General features: G+C 62.3%; 22 protein-coding genes. 13 read left to right on the top strand and 9 right to left on the bottom strand.

The genetic code is table 11. The annotated features are described in order from the left end of the window. Positions 1–449: 449 nt before the first annotated feature. The 7 genes from KOM00_RS19590 (at position 450) to KOM00_RS19560 (ending at position 4,506) form a co-directional block, all read left to right on the top strand. Positions 450–1,430, top strand: a complete 981-nt coding sequence (locus KOM00_RS19590) for a peptidylprolyl isomerase (protein ID WP_216500701.1) — start codon at positions 450–452, stop codon at positions 1,428–1,430. A 166-nt stretch (positions 1,431–1,596) separates the two neighbouring features. Beyond that, on the top strand, positions 1,597–1,896 hold the full coding sequence (locus tag KOM00_RS19585) for a hypothetical protein (RefSeq protein ID WP_216500700.1): 300 nt from the start codon (positions 1,597–1,599) through the stop codon (positions 1,894–1,896). A gap of 143 nt (positions 1,897–2,039) precedes the next feature. Beyond that, positions 2,040–3,188 (top strand): mercury methylation corrinoid protein HgcA, encoded by a 1,149-nt coding sequence (gene hgcA / locus KOM00_RS19580; protein ID WP_268899021.1) that lies wholly within the window; start codon positions 2,040–2,042, stop codon positions 3,186–3,188. Between the two features lie 12 nt (positions 3,189–3,200). After that, positions 3,201–3,494, top strand: a complete 294-nt coding sequence (gene hgcB, locus KOM00_RS19575) for a mercury methylation ferredoxin HgcB (protein WP_216500699.1) — start codon at positions 3,201–3,203, stop codon at positions 3,492–3,494. A gap of 79 nt (positions 3,495–3,573) precedes the next feature. After that, on the top strand, positions 3,574–3,873 hold the full coding sequence (locus KOM00_RS19570; protein ID WP_216500698.1) for a DUF1540 domain-containing protein: 300 nt from the start codon (positions 3,574–3,576) through the stop codon (positions 3,871–3,873). Between the two features lie 150 nt (positions 3,874–4,023). Beyond that, positions 4,024–4,212: a ferredoxin gene (locus KOM00_RS19565; RefSeq protein ID WP_216500697.1), complete on the top strand. Its 189-nt coding sequence runs from the start codon at positions 4,024–4,026 to the stop codon at positions 4,210–4,212. A 21-nt stretch (positions 4,213–4,233) separates the two neighbouring features. Then, positions 4,234–4,506, top strand: a complete 273-nt coding sequence (locus KOM00_RS19560) for a hypothetical protein (protein WP_216500696.1) — start codon at positions 4,234–4,236, stop codon at positions 4,504–4,506. A gap of 142 nt (positions 4,507–4,648) precedes the next feature. Here KOM00_RS19560 and KOM00_RS19555 read toward each other — a convergent pair whose 3' ends face one another. Continuing rightward, on the bottom strand, positions 4,649–5,128 hold the full coding sequence (locus KOM00_RS19555) for a ferritin-like domain-containing protein (protein WP_216500695.1): 480 nt from the start codon (positions 5,126–5,128) through the stop codon (positions 4,649–4,651). A 355-nt stretch (positions 5,129–5,483) separates the two neighbouring features. Between KOM00_RS19555 and KOM00_RS19550 the strand changes: the two genes are divergently transcribed. Both KOM00_RS19550 and KOM00_RS19545 read left to right on the top strand, forming a co-directional pair. Next, the gene (locus KOM00_RS19550; protein ID WP_268899020.1) at positions 5,484–6,545 is read left to right on the top strand and encodes a DMT family transporter; all 1,062 of its coding nucleotides are present in this window, start codon (positions 5,484–5,486) and stop codon (positions 6,543–6,545) included. 40 nt (positions 6,546–6,585) lie between these two features. Next, complete coding sequence (locus KOM00_RS19545; RefSeq protein ID WP_216500694.1) at positions 6,586–7,113, top strand: DUF4337 domain-containing protein; 528 nt, start codon at positions 6,586–6,588, stop codon at positions 7,111–7,113. A 281-nt stretch (positions 7,114–7,394) separates the two neighbouring features. On the opposite strand, the gene KOM00_RS19540 is transcribed toward KOM00_RS19545, so the two are convergent. From KOM00_RS19540 to KOM00_RS19520, 5 genes are all read right to left on the bottom strand, one after another. Beyond that, the gene (locus KOM00_RS19540; protein ID WP_216500693.1) at positions 7,395–9,074 is read right to left on the bottom strand and encodes an amidohydrolase family protein; all 1,680 of its coding nucleotides are present in this window, start codon (positions 9,072–9,074) and stop codon (positions 7,395–7,397) included. 152 nt (positions 9,075–9,226) lie between these two features. After that, complete coding sequence (locus KOM00_RS20950; RefSeq protein WP_216500692.1) at positions 9,227–11,221, bottom strand: methyl-accepting chemotaxis protein; 1,995 nt, start codon at positions 11,219–11,221, stop codon at positions 9,227–9,229. A gap of 351 nt (positions 11,222–11,572) precedes the next feature. Next, positions 11,573–13,675, bottom strand: a complete 2,103-nt coding sequence (locus KOM00_RS19530) for a methyl-accepting chemotaxis protein (protein WP_216500691.1) — start codon at positions 13,673–13,675, stop codon at positions 11,573–11,575. A gap of 502 nt (positions 13,676–14,177) precedes the next feature. Continuing rightward, positions 14,178–15,284: a glycosyltransferase family 61 protein gene (locus KOM00_RS19525; RefSeq protein WP_216500690.1), complete on the bottom strand. Its 1,107-nt coding sequence runs from the start codon at positions 15,282–15,284 to the stop codon at positions 14,178–14,180. Positions 15,285–15,401: 117 nt separating this feature from the next. Beyond that, positions 15,402–15,632, bottom strand: coding sequence for a hypothetical protein (locus KOM00_RS19520; protein WP_216500689.1), 231 nt, complete (start codon positions 15,630–15,632; stop codon positions 15,402–15,404). A gap of 425 nt (positions 15,633–16,057) precedes the next feature. Between KOM00_RS19520 and KOM00_RS19515 the strand changes: the two genes are divergently transcribed. Then, positions 16,058–16,891: a transporter family protein gene (locus tag KOM00_RS19515; protein ID WP_216500688.1), complete on the top strand. Its 834-nt coding sequence runs from the start codon at positions 16,058–16,060 to the stop codon at positions 16,889–16,891. A gap of 65 nt (positions 16,892–16,956) precedes the next feature. Here the strand turns inward: KOM00_RS19515 and KOM00_RS19510 are convergent, their stop codons facing one another. Both KOM00_RS19510 and KOM00_RS19505 read right to left on the bottom strand, forming a co-directional pair. After that, a complete protein-coding gene (locus KOM00_RS19510; protein WP_216500687.1) occupies positions 16,957–17,865 on the bottom strand; it encodes an AEC family transporter in 909 nt (302 codons plus the stop codon). Positions 17,866–17,916: 51 nt separating this feature from the next. After that, a complete protein-coding gene (locus tag KOM00_RS19505; protein WP_216500686.1) occupies positions 17,917–18,174 on the bottom strand; it encodes a hypothetical protein in 258 nt (85 codons plus the stop codon). A gap of 267 nt (positions 18,175–18,441) precedes the next feature. Here KOM00_RS19505 and KOM00_RS19500 point away from each other — a divergent pair, with 267 nt between their 5' ends. After that, complete coding sequence (locus KOM00_RS19500) at positions 18,442–19,080, top strand: NADPH-dependent F420 reductase (RefSeq protein WP_216500685.1); 639 nt, start codon at positions 18,442–18,444, stop codon at positions 19,078–19,080. Between the two features lie 170 nt (positions 19,081–19,250). Next, the gene (locus tag KOM00_RS19495; RefSeq protein ID WP_216500684.1) at positions 19,251–19,904 is read left to right on the top strand and encodes a fibronectin type III domain-containing protein; all 654 of its coding nucleotides are present in this window, start codon (positions 19,251–19,253) and stop codon (positions 19,902–19,904) included. A 736-nt stretch (positions 19,905–20,640) separates the two neighbouring features. Here KOM00_RS19495 and KOM00_RS19490 read toward each other — a convergent pair. After that, complete coding sequence (locus tag KOM00_RS19490; RefSeq protein WP_216500683.1) at positions 20,641–21,603, bottom strand: SGNH/GDSL hydrolase family protein; 963 nt, start codon at positions 21,601–21,603, stop codon at positions 20,641–20,643. Positions 21,604–22,027: 424 nt separating this feature from the next. On the opposite strand from KOM00_RS19490, the gene KOM00_RS19485 reads away from it, so the two are divergent. After that, positions 22,028–22,810 carry an enoyl-CoA hydratase-related protein gene (locus tag KOM00_RS19485; RefSeq protein ID WP_216500682.1) on the top strand — a complete coding sequence of 261 codons (783 nt, stop codon included), beginning with the start codon at positions 22,028–22,030 and terminating at the stop codon, positions 22,808–22,810. Positions 22,811–22,812 lie beyond the last annotated feature (2 nt).

Raw genomic sequence — 22,812 nt, 5'->3', positions numbered from 1 at the left:
GCTGATCCGAACACCGCCGGCAACCAGGCCGGGTACAAGTGGACCACCAACATCCGCGTCTACAACGGCTCGACCCTGGTATCCAGCAAGAACGTGGCGGTGTACAACCTGCAGTAAACGCTGATTTGTCTGATTGCTGTTGCAATGCAAAGCCCGAAGCGAAAGCTTCGGGCTTTTTTTTGCTACCTCTTTACCGACTTGTGGGGCAAATGCCCCACTTTACATCCTTGCCGCCACCTGTTTGCGTCTGAGCTTCAGCGCGGGCTCGATTTTTCAGGATGCATCTTGGTATTCAAATAACATGTTGTTTTGCGCACTTTGCCCGGTGGCTCCGCCAGGAGCGCGACCAGGACGCAGGGAAGGGATCCAGCCGGTACGCCTTTTGCTCTTTCCATGTGCTTACCTCCCGGTTTCTGCATATGTACACCACCCAAAGGAGAACCAAAATGATGTCACCGTTGAAAAAGCTTGCCAGCGCCGCCTGCGCCACCCTGATCCTCTTTTCCACCTCCGCCTGCTCGGCCACCGCGGGAAAGGCTGAAAAAAAAGGTGAACCCGTCGTCAAGGTCAACGGCGTTGCCATTACCAAGCCCGAGGTGGACCGCGCTCTCAAGGTGCTCCTGGCACAAAGCGGCGTGACGCAGCAACTGCCGCCGGAGCAGATGAAAAAGGCGTTGGACCAGGTACTGATCCAGCTCACCTCCGCGGAACTCCTGTACCAGGAGGCCTCCCAATCGGCCCCCAAGGACCTCGACAAGCTTGTCGAGGAGAAGTACGCCCAGAACCGGGCCAAGTACCCGAGCGATGCGGAATATGACAAGGCTCTCCAGTCGATGAACATGACGACGCAGGAGGTGAAGGACGCCATGCGCCACGAGATCGTGGTCACAGGGTACATCGAGAAGGAAGTCGCGCCCAAGGTGGCGGTCACCGATGCCGAGGTGAAGAAATTCTACGACGACAACCAGGACAAGTATTTCAAGAAGGGGGAACGCATCAAGGCAAGCCACATCCTGGTGGGTGTGGACCAGAAAGCGGCGCCCCAGCTGAAACGGCAGGCGAAGGAGAAGGCCGAGACCCTTTTGAAGCGGGTTAAGGGGGGCGAGGACTTCGCCGAGGTAGCGAAGAAGGAATCGACCTGCCCGAGCGCGGCCCGCGGCGGAGACTTGGGCGTCATTGGCAAGGGGCAGGTCTCCACTTTGTTCGACAAGGCTGCCTTCGCCATGAAAAAAGGTGAGATGAGCGGGGTGGTCGAATCCGAAATGGGGTATCACATCATCAAGGTAAACGATCGCATCGCCCCGGGCACCGAGAAGTTCGAGGAAGTGAAGGAGAAGATCGCCCAGTACTTAAAGCAGGACCACTTGCGCAGGGCGGTTGCAGAATGCGTCGACCGGATGCGCAGCAAGAGCAAGATCGAGAAACTCTAGTTGTAGTATCACGTGCCGTGTCAGCAGGCCTGGCGCAGTGCCCGGGCCTGCATCGGTGGTGCGGTGCGCGGTGCGGTGGTGCCCGTTCACAACCGGGAATTCCGAAAAGGCGTGCCGGAACTCCCATCGTTTGAGCTGCAAGAGCGTCGCCCGGTTGGAGGAATGGATGCTGAACCACGAAGAAAAGCAAATGGGGGGGGGCGAGGCGCCGGAGGAGCAGGACCGGGGCAGGTACCTGAACCTGCTGCTGCTCCTGCTTGCCGCCATCAACCTCGTGGTGATGATGGTGATGGCACAGAGGCCTGTTCCCCTGCACCGTATCGAGCATGCACTAGAGGCGGACACGGCGCATGGGGTTCAGGTTCGCTTGGAGGTCACCGACAGCCATGCCAGTTATCATTTCCGCAGTTGCGGGGGCGGAGACTCCACCACCTGCCACAGGGAGGGCAACCTCGCCTTTCCCTGACGAGGTGGAAAAGGACCTTGTTTGCCAGGAAGATCAGGACGGCCCGGACCGTCCTTCTTTTTTTTCTGGACATAGACTTGACCGGTACCTCAGAAAACCGCTATAGAAAGAAGGTGTCTGAGACAAACGGGCAAGAGGTGACTATGGAGATCAGGCAGTTCAAGAAAATCGCCGTTAAGCAGAAAGCGTGCGACAGCGCGCCAGGTGTAGCGGGAAACACCGCGACTCCTCCCTGCTGAGGTCCACCCACCTCCGCGGGCGGCGGAGAAATCAGCGAAAAGGTCCCCGGTTTCGTGCGCTGGATTCCGGCCGGCGCAGGCCGGGCACCCCAGGTCAGCGGCAGCCTCACCCTCGCCGACCACCTGGGTGCATGCTTTGCACGCTGGGGGATCAACCGGATGACCTTCATGGTCCCTCCCGGCCTCTACGCCATCGGCGCGCCCGACAGCGAGGCGCCGGTCGTTGTGACCGCGAACTACAAGATGAGCTACGACCTCGTGCGCCGTGCGCTTTGCGGCAGGAACGTGTGGCTTTTGGTCCTTGAGACCTACGGCATCAACGTCTGGTGCGCGGCGGGGAAGGGGACCTTCGGCACCGGCGAGCTGGTGCACCGCATCGAAAAGAGCGGGCTCGACCGGGTGGTCGGCCACCGTAGGCTCATCCTTCCCATCCTGGGTGCCGCCGGGGTGTCGGCGCACCGGGTGAAACAAAGAAGCGGCTTCGACGTCACCTACGCCACCATGCGCGCGGCCGATCTCCCCGCCTACCTGGACCGGGGTGGTTCGAGCACTCCCGCCATGCGCGAGCTCCGCTTCAACTGGTACGACCGCCTGGTGCTGATCCCGGTGGAACTGGTCCTCGCGGCCAAGCCGGTGCTCCCGGCGGCGGCGCTCATCTACCTCGTGACGAGGCTCGTCTGGGGCGCGGATGCCGCGGCGGCCGCGGCGGCCGCCTTTCTGGGGGCGGTCTGCACCGGCGTCGCCATCGGTCCGCTGCTGCTGCCGTTATTGCCCACCAGGAGCTTCGCGGTCAAGGGGGCCTTCGCGGGAGCGCTCTACTGCGCGCTCCTCTACGCCCTCGCCGGAGGGGTGAGCTGGGGAGGGGCGGCGACTCTGGCCGCCTTCCTGGCGCTCCCGGCGGTCTCCTCCTTCTACACCCTCAACTTCACCGGCTGCACCACGTACACCTCGAAGTCCGGGGTGAAGAAGGAGATGCGCCTGGGGCTCCCGGTCATGGCGGGTGCCCTGGGGGGCGCGCTCTTCATCGTCATGGCCGGAAGGCTTCTGGTCTAAAGGGAGGAAGGGATGAAAGGTTTCAGGTATCTGCAAGGGGTGGCCACGCTGGAGCTCTCCACCCCGCTTTGCATCGGTTGCGGCCGGTGCGTCGAGGTCTGTCCGCACCAGGTGTTCCGCATGGAGGGGAAGCGGGCCGTGATGGTGGACCGTGACGCCTGCATGGAGTGCGGCGCCTGCGCCCTCAACTGTCCCGCCGCCGCCCTCAAGGTCGATGCCGGGGTCGGGTGCGCCAGCGGCATGATCCACGAGTGGCTCAGGGAGAGGAAGATCCCGGGCTTCGGCGGCGGGGGGTGCTGCGGGTAGCTCTCGGCGACTTGACTATCAAACCATTTCTGTTAAAAAACTCCTAATGCGTGAAGGGGGCCGCAAAAGGAGGCAGAACATGCAAGAGAAGCAGATGGTGAAGATAAATTCCTGCAACGTAACGCAGTGCGCCTACAATAAGCACAATTCCTGCCACACGCTCGCCATCACGGTCGGCGGCCCCGGCGAGACCTGCCCCGAGTGCGACACCTTCATGCAGGGGAGCCAGAGGGGGGGGATCATCGACGTCCAGGGGGGCATCGGCGCCTGCAAGGTGGAGAACTGCAGCTACAACCAGTCCCTCGAATGCACGGCTCCCGCCGTGGACGTCGGCATGCACGAGTCGCATCCCGACTGCTTCACCTACAAACCGAAATAAGCCCGTCGCCGGCTCCCCATTCCCCAAGAACCGCAGCCCCCTTCCGCAGCGCCGCCCTCGGCTCCCGCCCCTGCCCCGGACGGGTTAGACATTTGAGGATCATCGTGTATCTTTTATCCGTTTCGCAGCTTAGATTCGGAGGGGCCACAGATGCCGAACCAGGTGTACGTCGATCAGCAGATCTGCATAGGGTGCGGGCTTTGCGTGAGCATCCTGCCCGAGCTGTTTAGGCTAAACGGCGACGGCGTCTCCGAGGTGCACGGGCAGGGGGGCGCAGACAGGGAGAAGATCCAACAGGCCATAGACAGCTGCCCGGTCAACTGCATCGCTTGGCATTGAGCCGCGCGCCCGGGAGGGACCATGACAACAGGATTGAAAGACGAAAGGCTGCAGGAGCTTTCCGAGAGCAACTACGTCATGCTGAAGGAGGCCTACTGTTTGTCGCAGCAGTTGAAGGGGCTGGTGGACCGGCTGCACCTGAGCTACCTCAAGCAGGGGGGTGTTCAGGAGATGGACATGGTGATGGCGATCAAGCTGACCTCCGACCGCCTGTACGAAGGACTGGAGCGCTACCTCCGTCCGGAGTGCGACCCGGACAGCGCCTACGACCCCGCCAAGGCCGAAACCGAGTGAGCTCAGATTTGTTCTGATTTTCTCCGTGGCCGATGGTTCGTTTTGTTTGCCTTTGCGGCTTTTTGTTGAAGGTAGGGGAGGGTGAAAAGAGAAAGCCCGCCGTTTGCGGCGGGCTTCTTCGTTTGTTCATGCAGAGGCGGTGTTAGAGTTCCCGCATGTTGCTGAACTCGCTCCAGGCCAGGAAGGTTTTCGGCGTTTCCACGAAGGAGTAGATGTTGGTCACCTTTTGCAGGTGGCGCCGTTCCTCCTGGGCCAGCATGCGCAGCCCCTTGCGGGTCTTCTCGTTCGTCGCCGCCGACGCCAGTTCTTCGTAGAAGCGGATCTCCTGTTCCTCGTTGCCCACCGCGAAGCGGTACAGGTTCGGGTCCCTTCCGGTTTCCTCCAGGAGTTCTTTTTGGCTGAGCAGCGGTCTGAACCTGCAGACGTTGCTGGTCAGTCCATCCAGCATGGCACCGTCCATTTTCTTTCTGAGCCTTCTCAGTTTCCTCTGATGCTCCTCTTCGGAGGCTGCCAGCATGGAGAAGAGTATCTTCATCTCAGGCTCCATGGCTTCGGCTTCCAGTCCTTGATAGTATGCCTTGGTTTCTTCCTCTATCTTTATGGCGCAATCGAAAATGTTCATTACGTTCCCCCTTACGGTCAGGCAAAGCGTGACAGGCACCTCTCGTGCCGATGCCTAATTATAGCAAAATGCGGGTCACAAAAGATACTTCCCCTTTTTAACATCCTCAACGCAAAGCCGCGCAGCCGCCAAGGCGCAAAGGGAAACCAACCTTCAGGCATTCATGCCTTGTGATTCTTGTTGTTAGTGCAGTCCTAGCGCCTCTGCGCCTTTGCGTTGAAGGTGTTTGTTTTCATGCTTTTGCCGTAGTTTGCTCTTTGGCGTCTCTACGTAAAGTCTTCTTTTCCTTCTCGTTTACGCTCTGGAAAAATCCCTTCGATTCGGTTATTGTTCCTCTCCCAAGAAAGACGATTCTTTGCGGAGGTGCCGCCTGCCCGTCTTCACCGGACAACTTTTCGCCATGCTTTCCGCGGCGCTCTTCGGCGTCTCGCCTGTCTTTTGCAAGCTGCTCATCGGCGACATGTCGCCGGCGCTGCTGGCGGGGCTGCTCTACCTCGGCTCCGGGCTCGGGCTGCAGGTGCTGCTCCTGATCCAGGGGAAGAGCTCGAGCGCGGAACTGCGCCTGCTCTCCCCCCGGCACCGGCTGAAGCTGGCGGGCGCCGTTGTCGCCGGCGGTATCGTAGCCCCTGTCTGCCTCGCCTTCGGGATCAAGTACGGGGCCGCCTCCGAGGTCTCCCTGCTCCTCAACCTGGAGACGGTGGCCACTACCCTCATCGCTTGGCTGGTGTTCAAGGAGTACATCGGCCCCTACGTCTGGTCCGGCAAGGTCCTGATCCTCGTAGGCGCGGGCCTCGTGGTGCTGAGGGCACAAGGGGGGCTTTCCTTCTCGCTGTCCGGGCTCCTGGTGGTGGTCGCCTGCGTCTTCTGGGGCATCGACAACAACCTGACCCGCGACGTGGACGAGATCTCCTCCACGGTCCTGGCGTCGGTGAAGGGGCTCGCCGCCGGGCTCTTCTCCGTCATCCTGGCGCTCCTCTTCACCACGGGGACCGCGACGCCCGGGCAGGTCGCCGGGGCGCTCGGGGTCGGTGCCATGAGCTACGGTCTCAGCCTGGTCCTCTTCGTGGAGGCCCTGCGCCAGATCGGCGCCGCCCGGACCGCGACCTTCTTCGCGGTAGGCCCCTTCTTCGGGACGCTGCTCTCGGTGGCGCTCCTGGGCGAGCGCCCCCCCGCCGCCTACTGGGTCGCCACCTTGCTCATGCTGGCCGGCATCCTTCTCCTCTACGTGGAGGTGCACCGCCACCGTCATACCCACGAGGAGCTGGCCCACGCCCACCGGCACAGCCATGACGACCATCACGATCACGATCACCCGGAAGGGGAGCAGGCGGAACCGCATGACCACTTCCACGTGCACCGGCCGGTCACCCATTCCCACGTGCACTGGCCCGATCAACATCACCGGCATGAGCACTAGCTGCCGCCGCGACAACTAATTACCAGCAGGAGGTATGAAAATGGCAGAAGAAAAAAAGGAGCCCTGGCTCAACTATCTCGCACTCACCACCGTGATCTTGGCCGTCTGCGCCACGCTGGCCACCTTCAAGGGGGGAGGTTTCTCGACCAGGTCGGTGCTGGCCCAGAGCCAGGCCTCGGACCAGTGGGCGTTCTACCAGGCGAAGAGCATCAAGCAGTCCCTGGCCGAGATGGAGCAGGGACAGTTGGAGCGCGAGCTGCTCCGGACCGGCGACAGGCAGGTGGGCGCCGCCATGGAGGCGAGGGCGCAGGCCCTGAAGGCGAAGATCGCCAAGTACGACCAGGAGAAGGCCAAGATCCAGGACGAAGCAAAGAAGCTCGAGAAGGAGAGGGACGAGGCGCAGCGCCACGGCCGCCCCTTCGGCCTCGCGGTCATCTTCCTGCAGATCGCCATCCTGCTCTCCTCGATCGCCGCGTTGTTGAAGAAGAAGGCGGTCTGGGTGGCAGGCGTCGCAGTCGGCATCTGCGGCCTGGTCCAATTCGCCAACGGGTTCATGCTCTTCATGTAGCACTTCGCGTTATCCCTCTCCCTCTCACCCCCTCTCCTCCTCTCCCTCTCCCTCTCCCTCTCCCTCTCCCTCTCCCTCTCCCTCTCCCTCTCCCTCTCCCTCTCCCTCTCCCTCTCCCTCTCCCTCTGGGAGAGGGTGGCCGAAGGCCGGGTGAGGGCGCTGCCGGCTTCTCCGAAACAGGCCCCCGCGCCAGGCGCCGCAGCAAGCCAGGCCCAAAAAAAAGGGGGACGCAGCCCGCGCCGCGTCCCCCTTTGCTTTCCCGCCTTGGCGGTCGGTTCATCCTACCTCTTCTCGAAATACTTCCCGTAGTTGTGCCAGTACTCCTTCAGCCGTGCCTCGTATTCCCACTGCGCCGCCCCCTTCGCGCTTTGCTTCAGAAAGCTAGCGCAGCGCGGGGACGGGGTGGCGGAACCGGGGGCGTCTCCGGAGCAGGCCTCGACCGGCTTTCCCTGCGCCACGTCGGCCCACAGCGGCGCGCCGGGGATGAAGCTGTACTGCAGGCTGTTGCGCCCGAGGTATTGCAGGTCGTCCCTGGTGAGGGCGTACTTCTCGAAGCCGTAGATCCATTCGTCGGTAAGGTTCGCGTGTGACACCCCCTCGTCGTCGCTGGCGAAGGCGACCGGGACCCCGTAGACGCGGTACTGCGCGAACGGGTGCTCCGCACCGGCGACACCGAGGATCTGTGCGTTGCTGGTGAACATGATCTCGACCAGGGCGTTGTTGCGCCTGATCTGCTCTGCCACTTCCGACTTCTCTTCCGGTTTAAGGAAGGCGAAGGAGACCCCGTGGCCGATCCGCCTCGCCCCCGCCTTCAGCGTGCCGGTCAGGTGCTCCTTGAGCGCCGGGTTGTCCCCCCCTACGAAGCAGGGGGTGAGCTCTCCGGCATGCAGGGCGATGTTTACCCCCGGAAAGGCGTCGTGGAAGTAGCGGAAGATCCTCATCTGGTCCTGGAACCCCGTCAGGGAGACCGGGGCGTCCTCCTTGCTGAGCAGGTTCACCCCGACCACGCGGGGTTCCGAGGACGAGAGCTGCATGGAGAAGGCGGCCTGGGTGAACACCTTGGCGAGGTCGGGGGTGCCGTCCCCCTGGGCGGAGGTGCGGTTAACGGTCGACACGAAGGCGTAGGAAACGCCGCAGGCGCCGTCCGCCTCGGGAGTGCCGCAGTTGAGCAGCGTCCGGGTCTTGTTCACGTACTGGGCGATCTCGGTGCGGGCGGCGGCCACCGCGTCCTTGAGTCCTGCGTCGAGAAGGAAACGCTGCATGGCGGGGAACTGGCGGCTGTCCCGGTAGGAGGCTTCCAGCGGGAACCTCTGCCGCAGCTGCCTGGCCAGCGCGTTCACCGCCGAGGACTGGAAGGAGAGCATGGTCTCCAGGTAGGACACCCCGTCCCGGTGGGACCGTCTCAACACCTCCGCGAGCATGGGCGGGGTGTTGCATACGTTGTCGGATACGGCGCGGAACCTGGCGAAGGTGGCGAAGAAATGGTCGTGTCCCTGCTGCGTGTCGGCATAGCCGAGGCGGTACATGGAGAGGGACTGCAGGATCCCTTCCCGCTCCGCCGGGGAGGCGCCGGAGACGGGGCTGAAGCCGTCGCCGCAGCCGCCGGAGGAGGTGCCCCCCTCCAGGGTGTAGCGTCCCGTTTTCCCCTCGGGGCCGAAGCAGGCGCCGTCGGCCGCCGCCAGGGCCAGGTACGTCTCCGCCGGAACGGTGCCGGAGAGGTGGTTGTGGAGATCCCCCCCTTTGGGGAACAGGCGCAGCGCCTCGGCGAGCTCCGGCTGCTCCTTCCTGGTCTTCTCGATCACCCCTGCGTACTCCCGCACCGCGTCGTTGGGGCGGGCGCAGATCCGTGCGCCGGCCGGCGCGGAGGTTGCCTGGGCCACGCCAAAGGAGCCCGGGGTGCCGAGAAACAGGGCCGCGAGGAGCGCCGCGAGCGCGGCATTGGTTTTTGGGGCAAGCTTCATGAGGGTTTCTCTCTCGTTTGGTATTGCGGCTGTGCCGCGGTCCGAGAGGCGAATCTATGACGCTTCGACCGGGATGTCAACGGCTTAAACCGCCCGCGTCCCGCCGTAGCGGACCAAAGAGCGAATCAACGTGTCGCGGCACCAGGCGCCGATCAGGCGGAGCACCCCCCCTCGAGCCGTTCCAGGATCCCCAGCAGCAGTTCGGAGGCGGCGACCATCTCCGCGCAGAATTGCGCCGCCCTGACCCGGTCGCCGTTGTTGCAGGCGATCACCGCCTGCTTGCCCAGCTCGTGCACCTTGGCGTGCGGCGCGTCGATCTGGCGGAACAGGTCGCTGTGGCCGCAGTCCTCCCTCCCTTTGCTCTGGTACCACTTGCCGAAGGCGCAGGTGAGGTGGGTGGGGAGGGCCTGCGGGTCGATCCTGAGGGTGCCGTCCAGGTGCCCCTTGATCTTGCCCACGAAGATCATGTGCGCGCTCCGCGCCCTGCTGATAACCAGGGCGGCGTCCTCGTTGATCTTGAACTTGCCCAAAAGGGCCATCAGTTCCTCCGCCATGGCCAGCAGCTGGTTCGCCTCGTGGGTGGTCTGCTGCGTCTCCGCCGAGGTGTGACGCGCGATCTCGGTCACCCGCTGCACGCTCGCCGCTATCTCGTGCGTGGTCGCGCTCTGCTCCTCCGCCGCGGTCGCGATCTGGGCCAGGTCCCCGGTCACGCCGTCGATGCGGGCGATGATGTCCTGCAGCGCCTGCCCCGAGAGCTGTGCCCCCTGGGACCCTTTCTCCACCACGGTCACCCCGTGTTCCATGGATCGCACCGCCGCCCTGGTGTCCCCCTGGATGACGCCGATCATCCCGCCGATTTCCTTGGTCGCCCTGGTGGTTCTCTCGGCGAGGGCGCGCACCTCGTCGGCCACCACCGCGAAACCCCGCCCCTGTTCCCCCGCCCGCGCCGCCTCTATCGCCGCGTTGAGCGCCAGCAGGTTGGTCTGGTCGGCGATCTCCTCGATGGTGCCGATGATCTCCCCGATCTGGTCGGAGCGCCGCCCGAGGCCGGTCACGGTCGTGGCCGATTCCCGTACCAGGTCCGCTATCTGGTGCATCCCCGCCACGGTTTCGTTGACCACCTGGGCACCGTCGCAGGCGACGCGGCTCGTGGTGGTTCCCCCTTGCGCCGCCTGGGCGCAGCTCCGGGCGATGTCCTGCGAGGTCGCCGACATCTCATCGCTCGCGGTGGCCACCGAGACCGACTGGGCGGCCAGGTCGTCCGCGTTGCTGTTGATCTGCTTGGCCATGCCGTGGACCCGGCTGGAAGCGATCACCACGTGGATGCTCACCTTGAGCACGCTCCCCACCAGGCTATGGAGGGTCTCGATGAAGATGTTCATGTTCCTGGCCAGCGCGCCCAACTCGTCCGAGCGGCCGCAGGCGATGCTCCGGGAGAGGTCTCCGTCCCCCGAGGCGATCTCCTCCACCGCCTGCACCATCTCCTTCAGGGGGAGGGTGATGGAGCGCGCTATGAACCAGGTCAGCATGAGGGTCAAGGCGAGCACCACGAGGAGCCCGGCGCCGATGTACAGCTGCGTCCGCCATAGTGTGGCCCGCACGTCGTCCAGGTAGATCCCGGTCCCCACCACCCAACCCCAGGGGCGGAACAGTTCGACGTAGGAGAGCTTGGGCTCCGGTGCGCCGGCCGCGCCCTTGGGCCAGCGGTAGCTGACGAAACCCTTCCCGTTCTCGTTGCAGGCGCGCACCATCTCCATGAAGAACAGCTTTCCTTTGGGATCCTTGAACTGCGCAAGGTCCTTGCCGTTTAGCTCCGGCTTCAGGGGGTGCATCACCATCCTCGGGGTGAGGTCGTTGATCCAGAGGTAGTTGGTTCCCTGGTACCTGGCCGCGGAGATCTCCTGGATTGCCCTGCGCTGCGCTTCCTCCCTGGTCAGGCTCCCCCGGTCTACCTGGTCCTGGTACCCCTTCATCATGCTGGTTGCCTGCTGCACGAGGGCGCGCACCGTTTCCTCGCGCTCGTTCATGATCAGCGAGCGCAGGTACGGTGTCAGCAGGAATACCGATATCGCCACCGGCAGCAGCCAGGAGAGCAGCGTGGCGCTGATGATCTTGTGAAATATCCCCCAATCGCGAAAACGTTTCATCCTATAATCTCCTCCGCCAGATCGGTGCGGCGTTTGGTTGTGCCAGTGCCTGAAGTATCGGTATCGTTTGCTCCTTTCTTTAGCGAATTTGTCATCATCGTGCCGGCCGCGCGGACGAATGCTTGCTTGGCCGGCTGCAGCTTCTTGCAAGGAGCTCGTCGCCGGAACAGTTGCCAGGGATTCGCTTGGGCAGTTGAACCCTATTGCGAGGAGTTGCAGCGTCGCTGTGGGGGGCGGTTGAGGGAAGGGAGGGACGGGGCGGGGGCGTGCTGCGGGCGCAAAAAAGAGCCGGCGGTTTGTGTTTCCCGCCGGCCCTTTGCTTTCACACCGTTAGGTTCTGCGGTTATTGCCTTAGAGCCGGAAGGCGGCGGTGCCCTGCTGCAGTACTTCGACCTGGCTGGCGAGGTCGCTGGCGCCGGACTCCAGCTGCGCGGCCGCCTGCAGGCAGCGGTCGGCGTCGGAGTGGATCTCGGCGACCGCCGCAGCTATCTGCTGGTTCTCCTTCGCCTGCACCGCGCAGGCCGTCTCTATCTTCCTCGACATCTCGCTCACGTCGAGGATCGAGTCGGATATGGAACGCCCCACCTTGCTCTGTTCCCGGGTGGCGCAGTGGAACTGCGCGGCCAGCTCCCTCATCTCCTCGGCGGCGAACATGATAGCCTCCTTGGCCCCGGCCTGCTCCCTGATCGCCCTTTCGATCTTCTCGGTCATCTGGGTAACCCGGTCCATCGCCTCTCGGATAAGGCTGGTCCCCTTGGCCTGCTCGGCGGTGGCCAGCGCGATGCCGCTGACATGGCTCCGGGCGCTGGACACGCCGCTTACGATCTTTTCCAGGGCGGCGCTGGAACGGGAGCTGAGCTCATCTCCCGCCGCGATGCGCTGGTCGGCCTCCTTGATCGCCTTCACCGCGTGCTCGGTCTCCAGCTGCACGGCGGCAATCAGGGCGGCGATCTCGTTGGTTGAGTTGGCCGTGCTCGAGGCCAGCATCTTGATCTCCTCGGCCACGACGCCGAACGGCTTGCCGTGCGCACCGGCCTGGGCGGCTATGATGCTCGCGTTGAGGGCGAGCAGCGAGGTCCGCTTGGCGATGTCGTCGATCACCGAGGAGATGGCCCCGATCTCGTGGGTCCTGGAGGTGAGTGTCGCGATGACCTGGTTGGTGACGCCCGAGGAGGCGCGTATATCGCTCATCCCCTGGCGCATGGCGCGCATCGCCTCCACCCCCTTCAGGGCGTCCTCCTCGACCCCTTGGGCCACTTCCGCAGTCAAAAGAGCGTTCCCCTTGACGCTGTTGGTGGCCGCCTCCATCTCCAGGATGGAGGAAGCGGTGGAAAGCGACGAGGAGACCAGGGACCTGGTGTGCTCGCCGATTTCGCTGGTGGCGGAGGCGCTCTGCATCATGGCCGCGGTCACCTCGGCCACCAGGGTCGTAAGCCGTTCCGCGTTCAGGGCGACCTCGTCGGTGCTGGCGGTCATCTCCAGGATCGCCGACGAGGAGTCGGAGGCGGCCTGGGACAACCTCTGCGTCCCGTTCTGGATCTCCTCCGCCTTGTCCGCTATGGTCCGCACGTAAGCCGAGGCCTCGGTCACCTTGTCCTGCTGGTGCCTTGCGGCCGCCACGGCGTGCACCGCTTCCGCGGCCAGCCGTCCGGAGATCCCCTGGAGCGCCCCGGCCGAGCCGGTGACGCGACTGATCATGCCGCACAGCCCCAACACCATCGTCTTCAGCGAGGTAAGGAGCTTGCCCGCCTCGTCTCCGCCGCCGGCCGGGATGGCCACGGTGAGATCCCCTTCGGCCACCGCCTCGGTGATGGCCGCGGCCTTACCCAAAGGGGCGAGCAGCATCTTCGTGAACCAGGCGGCAAGGCCGCTGGCCAAAAGGGTGAAGCCGATGGCAAGGGATATCACCACCATCCTGGTGTGTTCGAAAGACTGCAGGAAGTCGGCTGTTTTAACACCCACGTAAAGAGCGCCGATGACGTGCCCCCCCGCGTCGAGGATGGGGTCGTAGGCGGTGAAGTAGGGGATGCTCAGGATGGGCGCCACGCCGCGGTACGGCTCGCCCTTGCGGAACACCGCGTCGAAGGCCGGTCCCTGCAGCTTGGTACCGACCGCCCTGCTGCCGTCCTCCTTGATGACGTTGGTCGCCACGCGTTCGTCGTTCATGAAGATGGTCGCCGTCCCACCGCATATCTTCGCCACCTTGTCGGGAAGTTCGTTGTTGTCGTTGATGACGTAATCGCCGGCCATAAGGCGGTTATCTGAGATCCTCAGTTCACCCTTTTGCCGCAACAGCTCCCAGAAGGTGTTCAACCTGCTCTCCTGCGACGCCGTCGCCACGCGCACCATTTCCTGCCGCATCTTCGCCAACGAAATGTAAGTCGTCACGCTCACCGCTGTTATGACGATGGCGATAATCAATGCCGTGATCTTTTTAACGATACTCACTTTCACTGATCTTTCCTTATTCATGCCATGTTGACTGAACCAAATTCTATTGATAACTATTTAAAAAGTTTTGGTGGTCCTTGTCTGTTGTAAATACCGGTAATTAACCGGTGTTTATCGTTTTAGAAAAAAGGTTAATTGATTTAACTATAGGATTTGACAGCATATATCTTGTATTACAATTTGCGGACGGGCGTTTATATCCGAAAAAAAGAGCAGCATCAAGTTTTTCGTAAACGAAAAGTGTATACATGATCTTGTGCGAAGAGAATGGTAAACAGAACGAGAACCGGCAAGTACCAGTTGCACGGGCCTGCGAACTTCCCGCTGCTGGAAACGATCCGTTGCGAAACAACGGGCGCTAAAAGGGAGGGGGCAAAACGGGCGCAAAAATGCCCCCGGCCGCTGGAGCCGGAGGCATGCGCGTGTGCTGTTGGATCGTGTTGCCGAGGTCGGGCAAAAGCTCATGCAGGAAGGGGGGACGGCGTTGACATTGGCCGCGGCGGACTCAGCGCACGGCAGCGAGGACCGCGTCCATGGCCCTTTGGTCTATCCTGTGTCCTGTGTCGCAGATGACGTGGCGGTAATCGAAACCGAGGCTGAAACCGAGCCAGGCAAAGCAGTCGAGGATGTAGTTTTTCGGGAAGATCTCGATCACCCGGCAGGGAGGCTCGGACCAGACCAGGTTGCTGAGTCCTGCGCCGTGGCTCCCTACCACGACCTCGGCTTCGTGGAAGACGCGGATCTGGTCCGCGAAGGAGAGCTCTTCGCAGTGCAGTACCGTGAAGCCCACCTCCTGCAGCCTCTCCTCGAGCTCAGGTTCCCCGGCGAGACGGCGCCTGCTTTTCTGTCTCGATATGTAGATCTTCCGTCCGGGGCCTGAAGGTCCCTGCGCTACCACCTTTGCCTTCACCGACGATCTCAGGAGCTCCAGCACCTGCGGGTCCGTGAATTCCGGCTGGGTGTGGTACTGCGGCACCACCAGCCGCTCCACCCGGATGGGATTGGAGCAGAAGACGAAGTCGCGCTCCGCCCCGGGGCCGAGGGCCGTTGCCAGCCCCTCCAAGACGTAGCGCGGACAGTTCTCAGGCAGCACGATCTTCACCCCGGGAAAGGCGGCCACCGCGAACAGCACGTTGGGCAGGACCTCGAGGAGCCAGTGGTAGTACGTGGCGGGATGGCACACCACCACGGGTTCCGGGAGCCGGAGCTCGCTTGCCGGCAGCAGGGGCTCGTGCTGCACGTCCCCCCAGTCCATGATGCGGCGCAGGGAGCCCACGCTCTCTTCGAGGATCTTGTTTTCGATCCAGGCCATCCCGGAATGGGGCGAGGCTGTGGCGTCGTGCAGCAGATAGAGGTTGCGCTTTCCGAAGACGGCTTCGGTTCTGATGAAGGGGGGGAGCTCCGCGGCGACCTCGTGCCTCACGATGCGCGCTTCGGTCACCGGGATGATGTCCAGGATGTGCTTTCTGATGTTGGGATAGAAGGACGCTTTTTCCAGGGACTCGATGCACGACTTGGGCATCTTCCCCGCGATCGGCCCGAGCAGGTCGGTCGAGATGAAACGCAGCAGTTGTTTGCGCCGCTTTGCGGCCGTTTCGCTTAAACCGGTCATGCGAGCGATCCTAGCACAGGAGCCGCTTTCTTTCCAGCCGGTATGGGAACCCGGGCAGCGGCTTCGCGCCGCTGCGGGACCGGGTTTCCCGGTGGCCGCCGGTCGTCCCGAGCCTCGCTAGTACTCCCTGGAGGGCTCCGCGTAGGAGCATTCGGGGTTCTGCCTGATGTGCACGAAGTGCGCGACGTGCTTGTCGCCGGCCGCGCGTGGGCGTACCGGCTTGCCGCACTTGTCGCACTCGAAGACGAGGGCGTGCCGGTGTTCCGGCGTCGCTCCGTCCCTCACGGCCAGCGCCTTGTCGACGGTGATGACGTGGCCGAAAAACTTGCATTGCAATGCGAGACTCATTGTCCTGCTCCTTTGCGGATTTGTTCGGGAACTGCTCCTGTCGGAGGGGCGCTGTCAACGGCCCCTTCTTCATGAGCTAGAACAATGTATTATTTTTCTTCTTTTTTGTCAATCCCGGCGGTATGGGGACTTTGCAAAGAAGGGAGGGGTGTGCTCACCCTAAAGCCCTGCGCGGGTGCGAAACGCTGTAAACGCCGTTTATGGGGAGGTGGCGGCCGAAGCGCCGTGCTCTCTTTCGGAAAAGGTGCCGGTGCTGCGCCGTTTAGGGTTGTAATATCGGGATGTTCTGTTGTATTAAAAGTTTTTGCCCCTTCGTTGTCTTAGGTGCGGCCGCATCGGGGCCTGGCGGATCACGGCTCCCGGTTGATACGTCACACCTGCGGGCAACGTCGGCGGATAATTTCAATGCAGGAGGAGACTGTTACATGAAGAAGATGGTATTGGCAGTACTGGGCGGGATACTTATGACAACGGCCACCGCGCATGCGGAGCACAAGCTGCTGGTCACGGATGTCCTGGATAAGAAGCAGGTCGAGGCACAGGCGCAGTTCGAGTACTCCCACACCAAAGGTGACATAAGCGGCCTCGGGGAAACCGGGAAGGTGACCGCGAACACCACCGAATCGCTCTACTCCGTGGGGGTCGGTCTCGGCCACGGCCTGGAAGTCTCCGCTTCCCTCCCCTACGTTTTCAGCGAGCGGGTCAAGGTGCAGATGGACGGGTTCGCCCCGGAACAGGAGAAGCGTGACGGCTTCGGCGATTTCGCGCTCGAGGCGAAATACCGCCTGCTGGGCGGCGAAGAGGCGCCGTACACCGTGGTGGCCGGCCTGGGGCTGAAGTTCGATACCGCCGGTGACAGCGAGGCGGGTACCGGCACCACCGATGTTAGTCCCTTCATCGCGGCGAGCGCGAACCTCGGGCACCACAACATCCCCTACGCCGTCTACCGGGCCACCATCAGAAACCACGGCGACCAGGACACCCACACCCTGTCCCTGGGCTTCGAGAAGGAACTGAGCCACACCGTGACCATCGACGCCAAGATGGACGCGAACTTCAACACCGCAACCCGTGATGTCACCGCCAACGAGGACTTCACCTTCGAAGTGGCGAGCTACCTCCAGATGGCGCACAACTTCTACCTGCTGCCGAGTGTCGCCTACGTGGTCGCGACCGACGCCAGGGAAAAGAACCTCGACATCCACGTCGGCTCCGCCGACGGGTTCCGTGCCGGACTTTCCCTTTACTACCTGTTCTAGCATTATTTAGAAGCGGACCATTGGCCACGGAGGGTTTCACGTTTTCTCCGTGGCCAAAGTTTTATTCAGGACCCAAGGCGCGTCAGCCAGTAGATGGCGGGGAGGGTACCGAAGGAGAGGATGATGCCGATGCCGATCATGGCTACGGCGAGATCCGCCTCCATGCCGGCGACGACGGCAAGGGCGCCGGCGGTCACCATGGGGGGCATGGCCGCCTCCAGGACCGAGACGTCGACCACCATGCCGGCGAGCCCGGCCAAGCGGCAGACCGCCAGGACCGCCAGCGGCGCGAGCAGGAGTTTCATGGCCAGCCCGAAGCTCAGCGGCCCGATCACCCTGCGCGGCAGCCTCAGCCGCATCTGCATGCCGATCGCGGTCATCACCACCGGCACCAGGGTAAGCGAGATGTTCTGCAGCGCCTGGGCGAATTTCTCGGGGTAGGGCCAGCCGCGGGCCAAAAGTCCCGCCATGAGGGCGATGCTCGGCGGAAAGAAGAGCATCTTGCGGACCATCGCCGAGAGCTTCACCGAGCCGTCCTTGCCGTAGAGGGCGAGGATGAAGGAACCGTAGGTGACCATGATGATCATCGTCCCCAACTGGTCGTAGATGATCAGGTAGGGGAGCCCTGCGGCGCCAAAGAAGGCCTGGATCATGGGCACGCCCAGAAACGAGGTGTTCCCAAGCGGCACCACCAGGAGCAGCACCCCGACCGTCGCCCGGTCCCAGCGCCACAGGCGCGCCGCGGAGAGCACCGACGCGACGGAGAGGAACAGCATCCCCCAGGGTACCAGCGCCGCGGTCAGGATCTCACGGGAGAACGCGATCTGCGGCACCTTGAGGAGTATCAGCGCCGGCAACGAGACGTAGAGAGCGAACATGTTGAGGGTCTGAGCCGAGTCCTTGGGGAAGGCCTCGAGGCGGCGAAAGAGCATCCCCAAAAGGACGAAGACCCCGATCAGTACGAAATTTTCCATTACTACCAGCTTCTCCTGCCCAAGTGGCGCTTGAGCGGCGGCAGCGCCGCCTTACGCCGTTTTCGGGAGAAAATCCTCCCTTTTTTCCGACTGGACCCGCAGGGCTACCGGCTTCCTTGCGAAGTCGGCCAGGCCCTGCGCCACCCGCGCGCCGTCCAGGATGATCGGCTCCAGCGTGGTACGCCGCGCGAAAATCACCTTCCTGCCGAGTTTGTCAAAGCCGAAGGCCTCGAATCCCTTGGGGTAGGCCTCGATGTGAATGACCATTTCCGCGACGTTACCCAAGATGCTGCGTTTTATGTTTGCCACGGCAACCCCTCCAGTGACGATAACGATCTTGCATCCTTTGCTGTAACACAGCGAACCTGCCGTCACAAGAAAAAGAACGCGCGCCGAATCCTGACACGCGCGTCTTTGGCGTCTCTCCCCAGGCAGTCGGCTGCCCCCGGCTTACAAGCGATCTGCCAGGATTATAAGACCTGGAAGCGGGACGCCGCCAGGGAGTATACTCTTTAAAGGAGGAAATTTCGTAAGTGAAGGAGGGGGCGCAGATCAGCGAACGAGGAGGATCCGAACATGAGAATTACAAAGATAGGCATCGTCGGATCGGGCAACATCGGCGGTAACTTGGGCATATTGTTGGGCAAGGCGGGCTACGAGGTTTGCTTCAGCTCAAGGCACCCCGAGAACCTGCAGGAATTGGTGACGGCCGCCGGGCCTGCTGCCCGGGCCGGGACCGTAGCGGAAGCGATCGCCTTTGGCGATGTCGTTCTTCTTTCGGTGCCGCTCAAGGCGTACCGGGACCTGGACAACCAAACGAAGCAGGCCTTGAAAGGGAAGATCGTCATCGACACCTCCAACCCCTACCCTGACCGGGACGGGGCGATGGCGTTGGAAGCGAGACAGGACCCGGGGGGGATGGGGAGCGTGGTGGCCCGTTTGCTTCCCGGAGCTAGGATCGTGCGGGCCTTCAACACGGTCTATTTCGAAGACCTGAAGCAGACGGTGAACAGTAAAGGCGACAAGATCGGCATCCCGATCGCCGGTGACGATCAGGAAGCAGTGGAAGCCGCGGTCGAGTTGGCCCGGAACGTGGGGCTGGACCCGGTCGTAGTGGGCGGATTGACTGCGTCCAAGCTCTTCGACGTCGGCACCCCGGTCTATGCGACCAGCGCCTCCGCGCCGGAGATCAAGGCGAAGTTGAGAATAGAGTAGACCCCGCCCGAGCCGGGGAGGCCTCGTATGCCAGGCCCCCCCGGTTTTGCAGACCCCACCCCATAGCCCCAACCCCATAGCCATAATCCATGACACGTTTCAAGTCCCCCTTGACAGCCACATAGTCCTGTGTAAAATTAGGAAATTCAAATTTTACAGGAGGGATAAGCATGAGCGTATTCGATAAATTCGTGATGAACCATGCGGACATGGATCCCCCGGAATTGGTCCTTTGGCTCGATGACGCTGCCACTTTGCAAGCTGCGCATCCAAAGATCAGTACCCAAAAGGACGGATGGGTTCCGGGAGCGGATCAATTCAGGGGGCACAAAGAGGCGATCTCAAGGGAATGGGAGAGAGCCACCGCCCTGAACCAGTTGACAACCAAGGAGCTCGATGCGGTGATCTCGGCCGCGTTGGAGGACGTGCACATCAACGCAAGCTATCTCGTCCTCAGGGCGAAGCATGAGAAAGATGACGCCTGGCTCCACAACAACGGGTACCAGCCGAAGGAAAAGACAAAGAGGACGTACAACAGGTCCGTCGGCTCCGTCGCATTGATGCTGAGGGCGAAGAACGGGCCGAACATCGGGGAGGTTACCTTGATCTGGGTTAGAGACCCTGGGGCCGGCTCCTATCTATTGCAGATCTGCAAGGGGCATCCCCAAGGCGAAGAATCGTACGCGGATTACGGATACCTGAAGAAGGTCCGGACCGTCGTCGGCAATCTGGAAAGGGCGAGCTGGTACTACTTCCGGATTAGGAGTATCGGCAACAACGAACTCGGCCCCTGGAGTGAACCGGTGGCCATCATCGTAACCTAGCCCCTCATAAACCCCATCTAAAAGGCCGGACCCTCATGTGAGAACCGGCCTCATTTCACATCCTTTCAACGAATCCCGACAAAATTAACAGGAAGCAACATCGGCCGCGATTGCAATCTTCGTAGCACGTTCACAACGTCGCGTCGCGTTCGCAATCTCCGTGGTGCGGATCGCAACCGTCGCGCCGCGTTCGCAATCTCTGCGGAGCGGATCGCAACCGTCGCGCCGCGTTCGCAATCTCTGCGGAGCGGATCGCAACCGTCGCGCCGCGTTCGCAATCTCCGTGGAGCGGATCGCAACCGTCGCGCCGCGTTCGCAATCTCCGTGGAGCGGATCGCAACCGTCGCGCTGCGTTCGCAATCTCCGTGGTCTGGATCGCAAACATCGCGTCGCGTTCGCGATCTCCGTGGTGCGGATCGCAAACGTCACGTTGCGTTCGCAATCTCCGCGGTATGGATCGCAAACATCGGGTCGCGTTCGCAATCTCCGTGGTCTGGATCGCAACCGTCGCGCTGCGTTCGCAATCTCCGTGGTCTGGATCGCAAACATCGCGCTGCGTTCGCAATCTCCGTGGTCTGGATCGCAAACGTCGCGTCGCGTTCGCAATCTCCGTGGTCTGGATCGCAAACATCGCGTCGCGTTCGCGATCTCCATGGCGCGGTTAGCGCAGGAGCTGCCGTGACAAACGAAAAAACCGGAGCTCCTATTTCGGAGGCTCCGGTTTCTTTTTGATCGGTTACTTCGCCAACTCTGAGAGCGCCTGCTGTGCAATGACACCATGCACCTTTTCGGTTGGATGGATGCCGTCCCAGAATATGAAGGTATCAGGATTCTTGCAGGCGTAGGGAGGCGAGCCGGGGGTCAGGCAGGGGGAGTCGACGACGCTAAAACCGAAGTCCTCCGGATTGGTGACCAGTTCATCGAGTTTGCTGAAAAAGCCGACCTTCACCACCTGCAGGTCGGTGAGCTGGGCGGACATCGACGTCAGCAGGTAGTCGAGGAGGAAGTTGTAGTACAGTGACAACTGATGCGCGGCGGCCGCCGCTCCCGGCATCGCCTTGTCGGTGGCGAGGAGCGCCGGTGTGAGCGAGAGGTCCGGTGCGTTGCAAACCAGGAACTTCCTGGCCCCGGCGTTGTAGAGGGCGGCAATGTTGGCCTGCAGGGTTGCCACCGCCTGTTCGACGATGGCGGGGTCCTGGGCCTCCAGTGCGTCCCTGATGTCGTTGCTGCCGAATTCCACCACGTAGAGCGCGTTGGGCGGGGCCTGTCCGCCGAAAACGTTGAGGAAAGTGGTGACCTCGAAGGTCATGGTGGCCTCTCCAGCCTTGTCGTGGGCCCTGGCGCCACCGATTGCGTAATTGGTCGCGTCGAAGCCGAGGTCCCTGAAGGCCGGGCGGGTATTGTCTGAAAGCGAGAATTGTCGTGCCAGCTGTTCCACCCATGTTGCGCCGTTGCTGAAGTGGTGGCCGCCCTTGGCGTAGGGGAGGTCGGGCACGAGGAGCTGGTCCAGCAGCTGGTAGGGCGGGGTGTTTGCCTTACCCACGAAGACGAAGGCGTTGCCCGGATCGGAAAGACTGTCCCCGAACACCACGATGCGGTCGAAGGACGTCTGTGCCGAGGCCCATCCCGCCGGCATCAGGAGCACGAAGGCCAGTAGAATTCCTAGGATCGCCGGTCTCTTCAAGATAATCATTGCCATAGAATCCTCCTTTGATAGTCACTGCATAGTGAAACACCAAAGATCGTATCCCTGCGTCCTAGCCGCCCCTCCTTTCTGCAGGTGCAATGACAACAAGTGTAAGGCTTCCCGTCGATTCTTCAAGCCGAAGCGGGCCATGATGCGTAGGTAAAGGCAGCGTTGAGCTTTATGAGATAGAGGATTTTCTGTGGTCGTGTCGATCACGAACCCGCGCATGCCTCAGGGGCTCCGGTCAGGAAATCCCTATTGCTCACTTCATCTTTGACAGGGATGGAGGATCTTGTCTTTCGAGACACATCTCCCGCAAAGAGCAAAAACTGATTTTTCAAGACCTGGCACTGGTGGGTCTGCCGGTTTCCGGGTATGCTCATCTGCGTCAAGAGAGACCGAAAGAGAGGACTCTCTTTCAGGCAAGGAGGGGAGAATGGAATTGGAAAACCTGCTTCTGGAAGTTACTGACCACATTGCGACGGTGACGGTGAACCGCCCCACGGCAATGAACGCCATGACGCCGGGGACCTTGGAGGAACTGCAGCAAGTGGTCGCCGAGATAGAGCGCAACGACGGGATCCGCGCCGCGGTGGTGACCGGGGCGGGCGCAAAGGCCTTCGTCGCGGGCGCTGATATCGGCCTCATGCGGGACATGACCTCGACACAGGCGCGCGACCTGGCTCTCAAGGCCCACGGCATCTTCGCCGCCATCGAGCGCTCTTCCAAACCGTTCATAGCCGCGGTGAACGGCTACGCCCTGGGGGGAGGGTGCGAACTTGCCATGGCCTGCGATATCCGCATCGCTTCCGACAACGCCAGGTTCGGACAGCCCGAGGTCAACATCGGCATCCTCCCCGGCTTCGGCGGCTCGCAACGGCTTCCCCGCCTGGTCGGTAAGGGGCGCGCCCTGGAGATCATCCTGACCGGCGAGATGGTCGATGCCGCGGAGGCCCTGCGCATCGGTCTGGTGAACAAGGTGGTGCCGCAGCAGGAGTTGCTGGGCGAAGCGCAGAGGCTGGCGGCCAAGATCGCCGCCAAGGGGCGGGTTGCCGTGAGGCTTTGCAAGGAGGCGGTGGTCAACGGCCTGGAGATGGACCTGGCCCGGGCCTGCGCCTACGAGGCGGAACTCTTCGGCTACAGCTTCGCCACGGCGGACCAGAAGGAGGGGATGGGCGCTTTCCTTGAGAAACGAGTGCCGGTTTTCCTTGACCGCTAAGG

It is taken from the genome of Geomonas diazotrophica (assembly GCF_018919385.1).
GTDB lineage: Bacteria > Desulfobacterota > Desulfuromonadia > Geobacterales > Geobacteraceae > Geomonas > Geomonas diazotrophica.
The sequence above is the reverse complement of the archived record's forward strand: the minus strand, read 5'-3'. Positions and strand labels throughout refer to the sequence as shown.

Coding starts and splice junctions, on each gene's coding strand:
- hgcB (WP_216500699.1), top strand. CDS start 3,201: ATGAAAGGTTTCAGGTATCTGCAAGGGGTGGCCACGCTGGAGCTCTCC.
- KOM00_RS20950 (WP_216500692.1), bottom strand. CDS start 11,221: ATGAAACGTTTTCGCGATTGGGGGATATTTCACAAGATCATCAGCGCC.
- KOM00_RS19485 (WP_216500682.1), top strand. CDS start 22,028: ATGGAATTGGAAAACCTGCTTCTGGAAGTTACTGACCACATTGCGACG.
- KOM00_RS19525 (WP_216500690.1), bottom strand. CDS start 15,284: ATGACCGGTTTAAGCGAAACGGCCGCAAAGCGGCGCAAACAACTGCTG.
- KOM00_RS19510 (WP_216500687.1), bottom strand. CDS start 17,865: ATGGAAAATTTCGTACTGATCGGGGTCTTCGTCCTTTTGGGGATGCTC.
- KOM00_RS19520 (WP_216500689.1), bottom strand. CDS start 15,632: ATGAGTCTCGCATTGCAATGCAAGTTTTTCGGCCACGTCATCACCGTC.
- KOM00_RS19585 (WP_216500700.1), top strand. CDS start 1,597: ATGCTGAACCACGAAGAAAAGCAAATGGGGGGGGGCGAGGCGCCGGAG.
- KOM00_RS19545 (WP_216500694.1), top strand. CDS start 6,586: ATGGCAGAAGAAAAAAAGGAGCCCTGGCTCAACTATCTCGCACTCACC.
- KOM00_RS19500 (WP_216500685.1), top strand. CDS start 18,442: ATGAGAATTACAAAGATAGGCATCGTCGGATCGGGCAACATCGGCGGT.
- KOM00_RS19515 (WP_216500688.1), top strand. CDS start 16,058: ATGAAGAAGATGGTATTGGCAGTACTGGGCGGGATACTTATGACAACG.
- KOM00_RS19560 (WP_216500696.1), top strand. CDS start 4,234: ATGACAACAGGATTGAAAGACGAAAGGCTGCAGGAGCTTTCCGAGAGC.
- KOM00_RS19570 (WP_216500698.1), top strand. CDS start 3,574: ATGCAAGAGAAGCAGATGGTGAAGATAAATTCCTGCAACGTAACGCAG.
- KOM00_RS19555 (WP_216500695.1), bottom strand. CDS start 5,128: ATGAACATTTTCGATTGCGCCATAAAGATAGAGGAAGAAACCAAGGCA.
- KOM00_RS19540 (WP_216500693.1), bottom strand. CDS start 9,074: ATGAAGCTTGCCCCAAAAACCAATGCCGCGCTCGCGGCGCTCCTCGCG.
- KOM00_RS19565 (WP_216500697.1), top strand. CDS start 4,024: ATGCCGAACCAGGTGTACGTCGATCAGCAGATCTGCATAGGGTGCGGG.
- KOM00_RS19590 (WP_216500701.1), top strand. CDS start 450: ATGTCACCGTTGAAAAAGCTTGCCAGCGCCGCCTGCGCCACCCTGATC.
- KOM00_RS19495 (WP_216500684.1), top strand. CDS start 19,251: ATGAGCGTATTCGATAAATTCGTGATGAACCATGCGGACATGGATCCC.
- KOM00_RS19490 (WP_216500683.1), bottom strand. CDS start 21,603: ATGGCAATGATTATCTTGAAGAGACCGGCGATCCTAGGAATTCTACTG.